The sequence below is a fragment of the Pseudomonas sp. C5pp genome (genome assembly GCF_000814065.1).
In the GTDB taxonomy this organism is placed as follows: Bacteria; Pseudomonadota; Gammaproteobacteria; order Pseudomonadales; family Pseudomonadaceae; genus Aquipseudomonas; species Aquipseudomonas asiatica.
Genome location: NZ_JWLN01000037.1, coordinates 37,620 through 51,682 on the forward strand (window position 1 = coordinate 37,620; position 14,063 = coordinate 51,682).

The 14,063-nt window shown below is 63.0% G+C and carries 14 protein-coding genes; 6 read left to right on the forward strand and 8 right to left on the reverse strand.

Annotation, left to right across the window (positions count from 1 at the left end):
- Positions 1-3: 3 nt before the first annotated feature.
- The 5 genes from RR51_RS24025 to RR51_RS24045 all read right to left on the reverse strand — a co-directional run bounded on the left by RR51_RS24025 (position 4) and on the right by RR51_RS24045 (position 3,406).
- Positions 4-621, reverse strand: coding sequence for a response regulator transcription factor (locus RR51_RS24025; protein ID WP_039614908.1), 618 nt, complete (start codon positions 619-621; stop codon positions 4-6).
- 283 nt (positions 622-904) lie between these two features.
- Positions 905-2,236 carry a deoxyguanosinetriphosphate triphosphohydrolase gene (locus RR51_RS24030; protein ID WP_039614909.1) on the reverse strand — a complete coding sequence of 444 codons (1,332 nt, stop codon included), beginning with the start codon at positions 2,234-2,236 and terminating at the stop codon, positions 905-907.
- Positions 2,237-2,381: 145 nt separating this feature from the next.
- Positions 2,382-2,711 (reverse strand): hypothetical protein, encoded by a 330-nt coding sequence (locus RR51_RS24035; RefSeq protein WP_013971682.1) that lies wholly within the window; start codon positions 2,709-2,711, stop codon positions 2,382-2,384.
- Positions 2,708-3,082, reverse strand: a complete 375-nt coding sequence (locus tag RR51_RS24040) for a phage holin family protein (protein WP_013971683.1) — start codon at positions 3,080-3,082, stop codon at positions 2,708-2,710. Before RR51_RS24040 ends, RR51_RS24035 begins: the two co-directional genes overlap by 4 nt.
- Positions 3,083-3,091: 9 nt before the next feature.
- The gene (locus RR51_RS24045; protein WP_004376104.1) at positions 3,092-3,406 is read right to left on the reverse strand and encodes a DUF883 family protein; all 315 of its coding nucleotides are present in this window, start codon (positions 3,404-3,406) and stop codon (positions 3,092-3,094) included.
- A gap of 313 nt (positions 3,407-3,719) precedes the next feature.
- On the opposite strand from RR51_RS24045, the gene RR51_RS24050 reads away from it, so the two are divergent.
- The 5 genes from RR51_RS24050 to RR51_RS24070 all read left to right on the forward strand — a co-directional run bounded on the left by RR51_RS24050 (position 3,720) and on the right by RR51_RS24070 (position 7,089).
- The gene (locus RR51_RS24050; RefSeq protein WP_015269506.1) at positions 3,720-4,928 is read left to right on the forward strand and encodes an ammonium transporter; all 1,209 of its coding nucleotides are present in this window, start codon (positions 3,720-3,722) and stop codon (positions 4,926-4,928) included.
- Positions 4,929-4,999: 71 nt separating this feature from the next.
- Positions 5,000-5,239 carry a glutaredoxin family protein gene (locus RR51_RS24055; protein WP_004376101.1) on the forward strand — a complete coding sequence of 80 codons (240 nt, stop codon included), beginning with the start codon at positions 5,000-5,002 and terminating at the stop codon, positions 5,237-5,239.
- Positions 5,240-5,347: 108 nt separating this feature from the next.
- A complete protein-coding gene (locus tag RR51_RS24060; protein ID WP_039614910.1) occupies positions 5,348-5,779 on the forward strand; it encodes a D-Ala-D-Ala carboxypeptidase family metallohydrolase in 432 nt (143 codons plus the stop codon).
- A 65-nt stretch (positions 5,780-5,844) separates the two neighbouring features.
- Positions 5,845-6,153: a hypothetical protein gene (locus tag RR51_RS24065; RefSeq protein WP_039614911.1), complete on the forward strand. Its 309-nt coding sequence runs from the start codon at positions 5,845-5,847 to the stop codon at positions 6,151-6,153.
- A 51-nt stretch (positions 6,154-6,204) separates the two neighbouring features.
- Positions 6,205-7,089 carry a pseudouridine synthase gene (locus RR51_RS24070; RefSeq protein WP_039614912.1) on the forward strand — a complete coding sequence of 295 codons (885 nt, stop codon included), beginning with the start codon at positions 6,205-6,207 and terminating at the stop codon, positions 7,087-7,089.
- 241 nt (positions 7,090-7,330) lie between these two features.
- On the opposite strand, the gene RR51_RS24075 is transcribed toward RR51_RS24070, so the two are convergent.
- The 3 genes from RR51_RS24075 to acnA all read right to left on the reverse strand — a co-directional run bounded on the left by RR51_RS24075 (position 7,331) and on the right by acnA (position 12,672).
- A complete protein-coding gene (locus tag RR51_RS24075) occupies positions 7,331-8,896 on the reverse strand; it encodes a methyl-accepting chemotaxis protein (RefSeq protein WP_015269510.1) in 1,566 nt (521 codons plus the stop codon).
- Between the two features lie 198 nt (positions 8,897-9,094).
- Entirely contained in the window at positions 9,095-9,871 is a 777-nt protein-coding gene (locus tag RR51_RS24080) for a CPBP family intramembrane glutamic endopeptidase (RefSeq protein ID WP_039614913.1), read from the reverse strand.
- Positions 9,872-9,930: 59 nt separating this feature from the next.
- Positions 9,931-12,672, reverse strand: a complete 2,742-nt coding sequence (gene acnA / locus RR51_RS24085) for an aconitate hydratase AcnA (RefSeq protein ID WP_039614914.1) — start codon at positions 12,670-12,672, stop codon at positions 9,931-9,933.
- 216 nt (positions 12,673-12,888) lie between these two features.
- Here acnA and rlmM point away from each other — a divergent pair, with 216 nt between their 5' ends.
- Positions 12,889-13,953, forward strand: coding sequence for a 23S rRNA (cytidine(2498)-2'-O)-methyltransferase RlmM (gene rlmM / locus RR51_RS24090; protein WP_039614915.1), 1,065 nt, complete (start codon positions 12,889-12,891; stop codon positions 13,951-13,953).
- Positions 13,954-14,063 lie beyond the last annotated feature (110 nt).

Genomic DNA, 14,063 nt, shown 5'->3' on the forward strand with positions numbered 1-14,063 from the left:
CCCTCAGACCAGCGCGTTGCGTTTGGCCATTTCAATCAGATCGACCAGCGTATTGACCTGAAGTTTGTGCATGAGGCGCTTCTTGTAGGTACTGACGGTCTTGCTGCTGAGGAACATGCCTTTGGCAATTTCCTTGTTGCTGCGGCCCTGGGCGAATAGTTGCAGCACCATCAGTTCGCGGTCATTCACCTGACGGAAAAGTTGCAGGTCGGCATCTACCGCCTGGTTATGCTTGATTGCCTGGCTGGGGAAATAGTTGTAACCAGCCAGCACGGCCTTTACTGCACTGAGCAGTTCGCTCAGGTCCTCCTGCTTGCACACATAGCCTGCAGCACCCGAGTGCATGCAGCGTACGGCAAACAATGCGGGAGATTGCGCGGTCAGTACCAGTACCTTCACGGGCAAGGCCATGGCCTGGAACCGAGCAAGCACCTCCAGCCCGTCCAGTTTGGGGATGCTGATGTCGAGGATGACCAGGTCTGGCGCGGCTTCGCGAATCATCTGCATGGCGTCCACGCCGTTGTCCGACTCGCCGACAATCTTGTAATTCTGGTTTTCCAGCAACATACGAACGGCCAGGCGGATGACGGGATGGTCGTCGACGATAAATATGGAATGCATGTTCAACTTCCCTGCGGGCGATTGAGGGTGACAGGCGGCACCTTATCGCAGTTGAAAGTCATCGGGCATGCGAGGAAGGGCTATTAGCCCTATATGGGAAATGGCTTACAAGATAAAACAATTCGGGCTACGAAATAAGCGTGCTTAATTCATTGTCAAAGCGTGATTGGTAACTTTTCATTTACTTTTATTCGTGCCGTTTAACTTGTCGCCAGTATATGTAGGAAGTTTCCCACAATGTGCGGTGCAGCTACGGGCGATGTCCGGGCTGCACCGGCAGGGCTCAGGTCGGGCTGGAGCGCCCGGTCATTTCCCGGGCCATTTCACTGGCATAGCTGTCGGTCATCCCCGCGATGAAGTCGATCATGCGCAGGAAGGCGCTGTGCAGCGAGCCCTGTGGGTCGGGGGCATTGTTGCCGATCAGGTCCAGTACCCGGCGGCTCTTGAATGAGGGCGTGCGTCCACCGTGCTGCTCGAGGGCGGCCCCGCAGAAGGTGTTCAGCAAGATTTCCAGCGTGGTGTAGGCGCCGATCTCGTGCAGGGTCTTGCGCTTGTCCTGGAAGATCTTGTTGCGTGCCATGTCCTTGGCCTGCAGCACGCAGCGCTTGGCCGGGCCGTGCATGTGTTCGACCAGGTCGCCCGCCAGCTGCCCGGCCAGCAAGGCCTGCTGCTGCTCGACGAAGGCACGGGCGGCAGCATTGGTCAGGTGCTCGATGGCCTTGCCACGCAGGATCGCCAGCTTGCGCCGTCGGGAATCGCCAGGGCCGAGCTGACGGTAGGTTTCCGGCAGGTCATCGCCGACCAGATCGAGCAGCAGTGCTTCGACTTCGGCGTATTGCAGCAGCTCCATTTCCAGGCCGTCTTCCAGGTCGATCAGCGCGTAGCAGATGTCATCTGCAGCCTCCATCAGGTAGACCAGCGGGTGGCGCGCCCAGCGTTGGTGTTCCAGTTGCGGCAGGCCGAGCTTGCGGGCGATCTGCTCGAGCAGCGGCAGTTCGCTCTGGTAACTGCCGAACTTGTGCTTCTTGTAGCCCAGGGCGTCGGCGTGGCGTGCGCTCCACGGGTACTTCAGGTAAGTGCCGAGGGTGGCATAGGTCAGCCGGGTACCGCCCTCGAACTGGTGGTACTCCAGTTGGGTGAGTACGCGAAAGCCTTGGGCGTTACCTTCGAAGTTGAGGAAGTCGGCGCGCTCGTCGTCGCTCATGTCGTCCAGCCAGCCACGCCCGGCGGCCTGCTGGAACCAGTGCCGGATGGCGTCTTCGCCAGAGTGGCCGAACGGTGGGTTGCCGATGTCATGGGCCAGGCAGGCCGATTGCACGATCATCCCCAGGTCGCTGGGGGCGCACCAGTCCGGCAGGCTGTCGCGCAGGGTTTCGCCGACGCGCATGCCCAGCGAGCGGCCGACGCAGCTGACTTCCAGCGAGTGGGTCAGGCGTGTATGGATATGGTCGTTGCTCGAAACCGGGTGCACCTGGGTCTTGCGCCCGAGGCGGCGAAAGGCACCGGAGAAGATGATGCGGTCGTGGTCTTTGTGGAATGGGCTGCGCCCGAGTTCATCGGCGCTGTACAGGGCTTTGCCCAGGCGTTCGCGGGTGAGCAGGGTGTGCCAGTCCAAGGCGCGGTCTCCTGTAGGTCGAAGGCAGCAGCATATCCTGTAGGAGCAGCCTTGTGCTGCGAAGAGGTCCGTTTGATCGATACAAATTCCTCGCCGCTCCCGGCCTCTTCGCAGCACAAGGCTGCTCCTACAAGGATCGCGATGGTCAGGGGCGGCGGCTGCCTTGCAGGTACAGGCGCAGCAACGGCAGCAGGCTGGTGCCCAGGCGCAACAGCCGCGCCAGGTTGCCGCTGCGTACGCCCTTGCCGGTGAGGAAGCCCAGCGCCACCACGGCGCCAATCCCCCACAGCGGCGCATGCTTGATGCCCAGCCCGTCGTGCAGCGAGCTGCCCATGCCGCGCACGCGGCGCAGTGGCTCAAGCAACTGCGCGGATTCGTGGCGGATTTCCTGGCGGTGCATTTCCATGCGCAGGCGCAGCAGCGCCTTGCGCAGTTCCCGCGGGTTACGGGTGTTTGGCAGTTCTGGCAGGCTCATGGCAACAGGCGCTCCCGGTCCTTGGCAAGTTCCTCGAGGGTGGCGCCGAAGGGCGACGACTCGTCGAACACCGCGGCCTTCAAGCGCAAGCCGCAATACAGGGCGGCTATGCCGTAGAACACGCACAGGCCAATGATGCCGGCCAGGCGATAGCTATCCCACAGCAGCACCAGCAACAGCCCGGACAACGCCGTCAGCAGAAGCAGGGCGAATACCAGGGCGAGGCCGGCGAACAGCAGCAGGCTCAAGGTGCGGCCCTTCTGCTCCTGCAATTCGATGCCGAACAGTTCGATGTGGCTGTGCAGCAGCCCCAGGGCAGCCGCCCCCAGGCGCTTGCCCGAGGCGCTGGCGCCGTTGGCGTCGTTCTCCATGGAAACCCCTCAGCGCCGGTTGGCCAGCAGGCCGATCAACAGGCCGACACCAGCGGCAATGCCGATCGCCTGCCACGGTTTTTCCTGCACGTACTGTTCGGCACTGCTCAATGCTGCCTGGCCGTGTTCCCGCACCGAGTCCTGGGTCAGTTGCAGGGTTTCGCGGGCCTGGGTCAGGCGGTCGTGGATCTGTTCACGCAACTCGTCAGCCTGGTCGCCTGCCAGGTTGGCAGTGTCGGCCAGCAGCTTCTCGGTGTCGCGGACCAGTGCCTGGAAGTCAGCCATCAATATCTCTTGTGCAGTCTTTGCCGATTTGCTGGCCATGGGTATCTCCCTGTCGATGAGTGTTGGTAGTTCGAGTGATAGCACACGCGGAAGGTTCAAGTACCGGCGCTGGTATGGGCCTTGCTAAGGCTTTGCCACGTTGCGGGGCGCCCTGGTCGGGTATTGCGCCGATTCAGGGCGTCAGCGCAGCGGATACCGATAAACCTTAACTCAATCCACGACAAACCCAAGAAAAAACCAAGCAGGCTCCGCCCGGTTCACCGAAACGGGGCAGGGAGCTGGCACCGATTCGGTGCAGGGATGCAGGTTCTTGAACTGTCCTGGTGCCTTTTTCAGCAGGTCTGCCTATTTCATGGAAAACATGCACAGCGCGATGGACTCTCTGGTCCACGGTTCAAACACCCTGTTCATTCTCATGGGCGCCATCCTGGTGCTGGCCATGCATGCCGGCTTCGCGTTTCTCGAAGTGGGCACTGTACGCCACAAGAACCAGGTCAACGCCTTGTCGAAGATTCTCAGCGACTTCGCTATTTCGGCATTGGTGTACTTCTTCATCGGCTACTGGATCGCCTACGGGGTCAGCTTCTTCCAGCCGGCGGCAGCGTTGGCGGCCGACCATGGCTATGCGCTGGTCAAGTGCTTCTTCCTGCTGACCTTCGCTGCGGCGATCCCGGCAATCATCTCCGGGGGTATCGCAGAGCGGGCGCGATTTGTGCCGCAGCTGTGTGCCACGGCGTTGATCGTAGCGTTCATCTACCCGTTCTTCGAGGGCGTGGTGTGGAACGGCAACCTGGGCGTCCAGGCTTGGTTGCAGGCACGCTTCGGCGCGCCGTTCCATGATTTTGCCGGCTCGGTGGTGGTGCATGCCATGGGCGGCTGGCTGGCGCTGGCGGCGGTGTTGCTGCTGGGCGCGCGCCGTGGGCGCTACCGCGATGGCCGGTTGGTGGCTTTTGCCCCGTCGAGCATTCCCTTTTTGGCATTGGGGTCGTGGATCCTGATCATCGGCTGGTTCGGCTTCAACGTCATGAGTGCCCAGACCCTGCAAGGTGTCAGCGGCCTGGTGGCGATCAACTCGCTGATGGCCATGGTCGGTGGCACCCTGTCGGCTTTGCTGGCCGGGCGTAACGACCCGGGCTTCCTGCATAACGGGCCGCTGGCCGGGCTGGTAGCGGTTTGTGCCGGTTCCGACCTGATGCACCCGATTGGTGCGCTGGCCACCGGCCTGGTGGCGGGTGCGCTGTTCGTCTGGACCTTCACCGCGGCGCAGAACCGCTGGAAGATCGACGATGTGCTGGGTGTGTGGCCGTTGCATGGCCTGTGCGGCGTATGGGGTGGCATGGCCTGCGGCATCTTCGGCCAGGAGGTGCTGGGTGGCATGGGCGGTGTCAGCCTGGTCAGCCAATTGCTGGGCAGCCTGATGGGCGTGGTGGTGGCATTGGCCGGCGGTTTTGCCGTGTATGGTGCAATCCGCGCGCTGCATGGGCTGCGCTTGAGCCATGAGCAGGAATTCCAGGGCGCGGACCTGTCGCTACACCGTATCGGCGCCACCAGCCAGGATTGAGCCAGGTCAGGTGCACTGTGGGCAGGACGGACCTAGAATAGGTTTCTCCCTGCCAAAGCGGACTTGCCCCCATGCTGCCTGAATGCCAACTGTTCGGCACCCTCGGCTGCCACCTGTGTGAAGTGGCCGAGGCCGTGCTGATGCCCTTCGTCGATCATGGCCTGCTGGTGGAACTGGTCGACATTGCCGAGAACGAAACTCTGTTCGAACGCTATGGCCTGATCATTCCGGTGCTGCGCCGCTGTGACAACGGCGCTGAGCTGCACTGGCCGTTCGATGCCGAACAGGTGGTGGCGTTTCTCGCACAGTAATTGCGCAAGGGGAGGTCTGTCCCTGCTCCATGCGGTGTGCAGCGTTGTGATGATCCGCTGCCGGCACGTTGAGGCCGGCATCCTTCACCGGTCATCAGGAATCCAGCCATGCGCATTACCCCCCATTTCACCCTCGATGAAATGACTGTTTCGCAGCTCGCCGCCAGGGAAGGGCTCGACAACAATCCTCCAGCCGAGGCGCGTGCCAACCTGCAGTTGCTGTGCAATGCACTGGAGCAGGTGCGCGCGCTGTTCGGCGCACCGGTCATCGTCAGCAGTGGCTATCGCAGCCCCGCAGTCAATCGGCGCATTGGCGGGACGCTGACGAGCAAGCATCTGCAGGGGCTGGCGGCTGATTTCACGGTGATTGAAGTGACCCCGCGCGAGGTTGTGCGACGGATCAGCGAAAGCACCATCCCCTTCGACCAGCTGATCCTCGAATTCGATGACTGGGTGCACCTGGCCGTGTCGCGCGGCGCCCCTCGGCGCCAGGTGTTGACCATCCGCAAAGGCACCGGCTATCTGCCGGGCCTGCAATGAAGCGCATTGACGGCGGCAAGGGGATATTCGTATGCTGTATATAAATACAGTGTCGAGGTGAAGCCATGCTCAATGTCGAGCAACTCAAGTACAGCGTCAACCGCATGCCCGTCGAGCGGGTGGCCGACGCTGTTCTGGAACTGCGCCTCGAAGGCCTGGTGACCGATGACCGCACGCCGTTCGGCAAGGTCCACTTCAATACCTGCTTCGCCGAGATCGAGGCCCTGTTCCAGCGTGCCGGCTATCACCGCGGGCTGGATGTGGTGGGGTATCAGGGGTTGCTGTATGCCCTCTACGACCCTGGGCGCTGGGAGCCGGTGCAGGTGTTGCGCTGGCTGAAGGATCGCTGCGAGGCCATTGCCCAGGCTGGTTGAGGGCGCGGGCTTGGGGGATAATGCGCGGCCGTGAACGTTTCGAGCCCTGCCATGACCACGCCTTTCGACCCTGCCCGCCAGCAAGCCAGCACGGTGTGCCTGCCCCCCGGTAACTGGGCGACGGTGCTCGACTGCCTGTGTGACCATTTCAAGGCCATCGACCGCGCCCAGTGGCTCGATCGTTTTGCTCGTGGCCGGGTGCTTGATGCCGAAGGGCGGGCGGTTTCTGCCGAACTGCCTTACAAGCGCGGTATGCGTTTGCACTACTTCCGTGAGGTGCCGAACGAGCGGCCGATCCCGGTGCAGGAGACCGTACTGCATGTGGATGAGCACCTGGTGGTAGCCGACAAGCCGCATTTCCTGCCAGTGACGCCGACTGGCGAATACGTCGAACAGACCTTGCTGCGCCGCCTGATCCGCCGCCTGGGCAACCCGCACCTGGTGCCGTTGCACCGTATCGACCGGCATACCGCCGGGCTTGTGCTGTTTTCCGCCAACCCGCAGAGCCGTAGTGCCTACCAACGGCTGTTCCCCGAACGACGTATCGACAAGCGCTACCAGGCAATTGCGGCGGCCATGCCGCAGCACGATTTCCCGCTGGTGCACAAAAGTCGCCTGGTACATGGCGAGCCGTTTTTCCGCATGCACGAGGTAGAGGGGGAGGCCAACAGCGAAACCCTGGCCGAAGTGCTGGAGAAGAATGGCGAGCTTTGGCGTTACGGGCTGTCGCCGGTAACTGGCAAGACCCATCAGTTGCGCGTGCACATGGCAGCGCTGGGGGCGGGGATCTGCAATGACCCGTTCTATCCGCACCTTCTCAACGACGAGGACGACTACCAGCGGCCGCTGAAGTTGCTGGCGCAGAGCCTGCGCTTTGCAGACCCGCTGAGCGGGGAAGAACGCTACTTCGAGAGCTGTTTGCAGCTGGATTGGTAATGCTCACACGCTCGTTGCATGAGCAACTGTCGTGAATGCACTTTGAAGGCTTGCGCGGCCCCCTGTGGGAGCGGGTTCACCCGCGAAGAAGCCTGCGCGCTGGATGGCACCGGCGTCGCCGGTGTTCGCGGGTGAACCCGCTCCCACAGTGATCGCGCAATCTTTTGGATTTTGAGCAAGACAGTTACTCCCACAGGTACGGCGCAGGTATAAAGTGCATGCCGTACCTTTGGAAGCCGCCTTAGCGGTTGAACCGCTCCACCAGCGAGTACTGGGTACCCGCCGTACTGGTCAGCTCTTCGCTGAGCAGTGCCGAGTGCTGGGCCTGTTCGGCAGTCTGGTCGGCCAGGTCGGCGATGGTGCTGATGTTGCGGCTGATCTCGTCAGCCACTGCAGTCTGCTCCTCGGTCGCAGCAGCAATCTGGGTGGCCATGTCGGTAATGTTGGCCACCGCTTCACTGATGCCCACCAGCGCCTCGTCGGCCTGCATCACACGGTCGACGCCTTCCTGCGCCTGGCGATGGCCGGTTTCCATGGTCAGTACGGCATTGCTGGCGGTTTGTTGCAGCTTGGCGATCAGGCCGTGGATCTGCCCGGTGGATTCGGCAGTGCGCTGGGCCAGCTGGCGCACTTCGTCGGCCACCACGGCAAAGCCTCGGCCCATTTCACCGGCACGTGCCGCTTCGATCGCCGCGTTCAGCGCCAGCAGGTTGGTCTGGTCGGCGATGCCCTTGATCACATCGACCACGCCACCAATCTCGTCGCTGTCCTTGGCCAGTTGCGTCACCGTCTGGCCGGTTTCGCCCACCGCCGCCGACAGGCGCTCGATGGCCTCGCGGGTTTCACCGGCAATCTGCCGGCCCTGGCTGGTCAGGCGGTTGGCTTCCTGGGTGGCATCGGCGGTGCGCTGCACGTGGTTGGCCACTTCCTGGGTGGTGGCGGCCATCTGGTTGACTGCAGCGGCAACCTGCTCGGTCTCCACCCGTTGGCGCTCCAGGCCCGAAGAGCTCTTGTGCGCAAGCGCGTCAGACTGGCGCGCCTGTTCGCTGAGATGTTCGGCGCTGTCCTGCAGGCGGGTCAGGCAGGTTTTCATGCGCGCGTCCTGGCTGAGCATGGCCATTTCCAGGCGCGCCTGCACGCCCCGGCTGTCGGTGTACATCTGCGCGATCAGCGGGTCGGAGGTGGTTTGCTCGGCCAGGCGCAGCAGGCGCTTGAGGCCGCGCTGCTGCCAGCTCAGGCCCAGCAGGCCCAGCGGTACGGAAAGCCCGGCAGCCAGGGCGAAGCCCCAGGAATGGCCCAGCCAGTTGCCGATCAGGAAGCCCACCTGGCTGATCAGGATGAACGGCAACCAGTCCTGCAGCACCGGTAGCCACTTGTCCCGGCGCGGTACCGGCGGCTTGCCCTGGTTGATGCGCTGGTACAGCGCCTCGGCGCGGCGGACCTGCTCGGCGGTGGGCTTGACCCGCACCGATTCGAAGCCGACCACCTGGTTGTTGTCGAAGATCGGCGTGACATAGGCGTTGACCCAGTAATGGTCGCCGGACTTACAGCGGTTCTTGACGATGCCCATCCATGGCTGGCCCTGCTTGAGGGTTTGCCACATGTGAGCAAACACCGCTGGCGGCACGTCGGGGTGGCGCACCAGGTTGTGCGGGGCACCGGTCAGTTCTTCGCGGGTGAAACCACTGATCTCGATGAAGGCATCGTTGCAGTAAGTGATCACACCTTTGGCATTGGTGGTGGAGATCAACCGCTGCTGGGCAGGGAAAGTCCGTTCTCTCTGGGTAATCGGCTGGTTGTTACGCATGGGTTGATAGTCCGCAGGGCTTTCGACTGATATCGGCAAGCCGCTGGTTTTATTGAATGAATAATTAATGTGCTTGATCTGTGGCAACTGGCCATCGGTCGATCTGGATTAGCCAACGTGCACGTTCAAGCAATTTAGCGTCATTATTTCGTTTTTACTGCTGTTTAATGACGGATAAGTCGAATGATGACCGAATGGCTAGCCAAGAGCCAGCATCGGATAGCTGAACAGGGTGAAATGCATCAGGTTCAGGCCAAAATGGCAGAGCACCGCCGCCGCCACGCCGCCCCAGCGGTACGCCAGGCCGTAGCCGATACCGGCAAGGGTGGCCAGGTACACCCATTGCCAGCCGGCCCCCAGGTGGGCCAGGCCGAACAGCAAGGCGGCGGCGAACAATGCCAGCCCTTGGTGGCGCAGCAGCCGTTGCAGGCCGGCCTGGATGTAGCCGCGGAATAGCAGTTCTTCGGTCAGGCTTACCAGCAGCAGGTTGTTCAGCAGCCAGAGCCAGGCTTGGTCGGGCCATTTCGGGGCCCAGGCCAGCATGCCCATTGCCCAGGCGCCGCCCAGGCAGGCAAGCAGTGTCAGGGGCAGGGCGTACAGCAGGCTGGTCGCCAGGCCCTGGCTGCGCCACAGGAACAGCCAAGGGCAGGCCAGCAGCAGCCAGGCGCCGATCAGCGGTTTGTCCAGGTTCAGGTACATCGTGAAGGGCAGGGCGCCAGGGCTGAGGGCAACGCCGTCGATGACCTTGGCAGCGTTGAAGCCGGGCAGCCAGTGCAATGCCAGGGCGATGGCCAAGAGGATGAACAACGTGTGGCCGAAGGCTTGTTGCCAGCGCTGGGGGCGGCGAGCGAGCAGGGCGCTGGCAAGCAGGGCGAGAAAGGTGGGCAGGGTGGTGATGCCGAGGTTGCCCTGGCTCAGGGCGAGGGTGTAGCCGAGTGCCAGGAGTAAAAGTGCGATCAGGTGGAAGCGAGGCACGAGTGGTCCTTCTCGTTGAACAATATTGGGGCTGCACAGCAGCCCCAAGCATACGCGCCTCAACCAGCAATCAGCTGCCGCAACACATAATGCAATATTCCCCCCGCCTTGAAGTACTCCACTTCATTCACGGTATCGATCCGGCACAGCACCTCGATCTGCTCCTGCTGCCCATCCTCGCGGGTGATGCGCAAGGGCAGGCTCATGCCCGGGCGGATCTGTGCGCCGTTCAAACCCAGCACATCGATCTTCTCCTTGCCGGTCAGCCCCAGTTGCTTGCGGTTGTGCCCGGCCTTGAACTGCAGCGGCAGTACGCCCATGCCTACCAGGTTGGAGCGGTGAATGCGCTCGAAGCTTTCCGCCAGTACCGCCTTGACCCCCAGCAGGTTGGTGCCCTTGGCGGCCCAGTCGCGGCTCGAGCCGGTGCCGTATTCCTGGCCGGCGATCACCACCAGCGGCGTGCCTTCCTGCTGGTAGCGCATGGCCGCGTCGTAGATCGACAGCTTCTCGCCACTGGGCACGTGCAGGGTGTTGCCACCTTCTTCGCCCGCCAGCATTTCGTTGCGGATGCGGATGTTGGCGAAGGTGCCGCGCATCATCACTTCATGGTTGCCACGCCGTGAGCCGTAGGAGTTGAAGTCGTGGGGCTCCACGCCCTGCTCACGCAGGTAGCGCCCGGCCGGGCTGTCGGCCTTGATGTTGCCAGCTGGGGAAATGTGGTCGGTGGTCACCGAGTCACCCAGTAGTGCCAGGATCCGCGCACCCTGGATGTCGGTGACCTGCGGGGGTGGCCCGCCGATGTCGTCGAAGAACGGCGGATGCTGGATATAGGTAGAATCGGCCTGCCACACGTAGGTGTCCGCCTGCGGTACCTCGATGGCCTGCCACTGTGCATCGCCGGCGAACACTTCGGCGTATTCCTTGTGGAACATCGCCGTGTCGACCTTCGCCACGGCAGCGGCGATGTCCTGCTGGCTGGGCCAGATGTCGCGCAGATACACCGGCTGGCCATCCTTGCCAGTGCCCAGAGGGTCGCGGGTCAGGTCCAGGCGTACGCTGCCGGCCAGGGCATAGGCCACCACAAGTGGCGGCGAGGCCAGCCAGTTGGTCTTGACCAGCGGATGCACGCGGCCTTCGAAATTGCGGTTACCCGACAACACAGAAGCCACCGTGAGGTCGGCGCTGCCGATGGCTTTTTCGATCGTTTCATCCAGCGGGCCGGAGTTGCCGATGCAGGTTGTGCAGCCATAGCCGACCAGATCGAACCCCAATTGGTCCAGATAGGTGGTTAGCCCGGCGGCCTTGAAGTAGTCGGTGACCACCTTGGAGCCCGGCGCCAGCGAACTCTTGACCCAGGGTTTGCGTTGCAGGCCTTTCTCCAGGGCCTTTTTCGCCACCAGCCCGGCGGCCATCATCACACTGGGGTTCGAGGTGTTGGTACACGAGGTGATCGCAGCAATCACCACGGCACCATCGCGAAGGGTGTGGGTCTGGCCTTGATGGCTGTAGTCGATCTCCCCAGCCTGGTCGGCGTTGCCCACCGCCACGCCGCCGCCACCTTCGCTTTCCAGGCGGCTGACCTCTTTGGCCAGCGGTTTGGGTTGCAGTTCGAGGAAGTGGTCGAAGGCCTGGCTGACCTGGCCCAGGGCTACCCGGTCCTGCGGCCGCTTGGGCCCGGCCAGGCTGGCCTCGACCTCTTGCATGTCCAGCGCCAGGCTGTCGCTGAACAGTGGCTCCTGGCCCGGCTGCCGCCACAAGCCCTGGGCTTTGCTGTACTGCTCGACCAGTTGCACCGTCGCCTCGGGGCGGCCGGACAGGCGCAGGTAGTCCAAGGTCACCTGGTCGACGGGGAAGAAGCCGCAGGTGGCACCGTATTCCGGGGCCATGTTGGCGATGGTTGCCCGGTCGGCCAAGGGCAGCTCTGCCAGGCCGTCGCCATAGAACTCGACGAACTTGCCGACCACGCCCTTCTTGCGCAGCATCTGCGTCACCGTCAGCACCAGGTCGGTGGCGGTGATGCCTTCGCGCAGCTTGCCGGTCAGCTTGAAGCCGATCACTTCAGGGATCAGCATCGACACCGGCTGGCCGAGCATGGCCGCCTCCGCTTCGATGCCGCCCACGCCCCATCCGAGCACGCCGAGGCCGTTGATCATGGTGGTATGCGAATCGGTACCGACCAGGGTGTCGGGGAAGGCGTAGGTTCGGCCATCGGCCTCACGCGTCCAGACGGTGCGGCCGAGGTATTCGAGGTTGACCTGGTGGCAAATACCAGTACCCGGCGGTACCACGCGGAAGTTGTCAAAGGCGCTCTGGCCCCAGCGCAGGAAGGCATAGCGCTCGCCGTTGCGCTGCATTTCGATGTCGACGTTCTCGCTGAAGGCCTGCGGCGTGCCGTAGCGGTCGACCATCACCGAATGGTCGATCACCAGGTCCACGGGTGAAAGCGGGTTGATCCTCTGCGGGTCGCCGCCGGCCTTGGCCATGGCAGCGCGCATGGCGGCCAGGTCGACCACGGCCGGCACACCGGTAAAGTCCTGCATCAGCACCCGCGCCGGGCGGTACTGGATCTCGCGGTCGGAGCGTCGCTCGCCCAGCCATTGGGCGAGGGCGCGCAGGTCGTCGCCGGTGACGGTCTTGCCGTCTTCCCAGCGCAGCAGGTTTTCCAGCAGTACCTTCAGCGACATGGGCAGGCGCTGCAGGTCGCCCAGTTGGCGGGCGGCCTCGGTGAGGCTGAAGTAGTGGTAGGTCTGGTCGCCGACCTGTAGGGATTTGAGGGTATTCAGGCTATCGAGCGAGGGCATTGCCAACTCCTTCTGCGTCGGTGCCTGGCAAGATCTGCCGGTGGCACCGCTGTGTATCGATCCGCACGGCACGGACCTGGCTGAAAGGTCAGGTTAGACCGCTTTGCGCTACCTGACCCTTTTCTGGACCGGCGGGGCGTGTCGCAGGTTCCGATCTTCCTTTATCATCGCCACCCTGCCGGCGCCTGTGGCGCGCCAGCCGTAGTGGAGTGAGAGATGAATACCCTGTTCATGCATTGCCGGCCCGGTTTCGAGGGTGAGGTGTGCGCCGAAATCAGCGAACATGCCGCCCGCCTGGGCGTTGCCGGCTATGCCAAAGGCAAGCCGCAGAGTGCCAGTGCCGAGTTTGTCTGTAGCGAGGAGGGCGGTGCCGAGCGGTTGATGGGGGAACTGCGCTTCAACCAGCTGATTTTCCCGCGGCAGTGGGCTTGTGGCGGTTATGTCGAACTGCCGGAAAGCGACCGTATCAGTGTGCTGCTGGCGCATCTGGCCGGGTTCCCGGTGTTCGGCAGCCTGTGGCTGGAGGTGCTGGACAGTAACGAAGGCAAGGAACTGTCCACCTTCTGCCGCAAGTTCGAGGTGCCGCTGCGCAAGGCTTTGGAAAAGGCCGGCCGCCTGGTCGACGATGCCAGCCGCCCACGCCTGCTGCTCACCTTCATCAGCGGCCGCCGGGTATTTGCCGGTGTTGCCCCGGCCAACAACAGTGCACTGTGGCCCATGGGCATCCCGCGCCTGAAATTCCCCCGCGAGGCGCCCAGCCGCTCGACGCTCAAACTGGAAGAGGCCTGGCATCAGTTCATCCCGCGCGAGCAGTGGGAGCAGCGCCTGGGCGATGACATGACCGGTGTCGACCTGGGGGCCTCGCCGGGTGGTTGGACCTACCAGCTGGTGCGCCGGGGCATGCTGGTGACCGCCATCGACAACGGGCCGATGGCCGAAAGCCTGATGGACACCGGGTTGGTTCAGCACCTGATGGCCGATGGTTTCACCTGGCAACCGAAGCAGCCGGTGGACTGGATGGTGTGCGACATCGTCGAGAAACCGGCCCGTACCACCTCGCTGATCGAGACCTGGTTGGGCGAGGGGTTGTGCCGTGAAGCTGTGGTCAACCTGAAGCTGCCGATGAAACAGCGCTATGCCGAGGTACGCCGTTTACTCGACCGCATGGAGGCGACCTTCAAGGCGCGCAAGATCAAGGTGTCGATTGCTTGCAAGCAGCTGTATCACGACCGTGAGGAAGTGACCTGCCATCTGCGCCGGTTGGACTTGAAACCGCGCTAGCACAGCGAACCGCTTTGCTCTTGCTTCGGCTTTTGCTTCTAAGCGCGCGATAGTTCAGGCGCCGCCGATTGCGACTTCAGGAGGCCGAGCGAAGGGACTGCGGAGGGAGG

Excerpts from the sequence above, each read along its gene's own strand:
- RR51_RS24060 (WP_039614910.1), top strand. The coding sequence starts at position 5,348 with ATGCGCATTACCCCCCATTTCACCCTCGATGAAATGACTGTTTCGCAG.
- RR51_RS24070 (WP_039614912.1), top strand. The coding sequence starts at position 6,205 with ATGACCACGCCTTTCGACCCTGCCCGCCAGCAAGCCAGCACGGTGTGC.
- RR51_RS24040 (WP_013971683.1), bottom strand. The coding sequence starts at position 3,082 with ATGGAGAACGACGCCAACGGCGCCAGCGCCTCGGGCAAGCGCCTGGGG.
- RR51_RS24025 (WP_039614908.1), bottom strand. The coding sequence starts at position 621 with ATGCATTCCATATTTATCGTCGACGACCATCCCGTCATCCGCCTGGCC.
- RR51_RS24065 (WP_039614911.1), top strand. The coding sequence starts at position 5,845 with ATGCTCAATGTCGAGCAACTCAAGTACAGCGTCAACCGCATGCCCGTC.
- RR51_RS24055 (WP_004376101.1), top strand. The coding sequence starts at position 5,000 with ATGCTGCCTGAATGCCAACTGTTCGGCACCCTCGGCTGCCACCTGTGT.
- RR51_RS24075 (WP_015269510.1), bottom strand. The coding sequence starts at position 8,896 with ATGCGTAACAACCAGCCGATTACCCAGAGAGAACGGACTTTCCCTGCC.
- rlmM (WP_039614915.1), top strand. The coding sequence starts at position 12,889 with ATGAATACCCTGTTCATGCATTGCCGGCCCGGTTTCGAGGGTGAGGTG.
- acnA (WP_039614914.1), bottom strand. The coding sequence starts at position 12,672 with ATGCCCTCGCTCGATAGCCTGAATACCCTCAAATCCCTACAGGTCGGC.
- RR51_RS24050 (WP_015269506.1), top strand. The coding sequence starts at position 3,720 with ATGGAAAACATGCACAGCGCGATGGACTCTCTGGTCCACGGTTCAAAC.
- RR51_RS24045 (WP_004376104.1), bottom strand. The coding sequence starts at position 3,406 with ATGGCCAGCAAATCGGCAAAGACTGCACAAGAGATATTGATGGCTGAC.
- RR51_RS24035 (WP_013971682.1), bottom strand. The coding sequence starts at position 2,711 with ATGAGCCTGCCAGAACTGCCAAACACCCGTAACCCGCGGGAACTGCGC.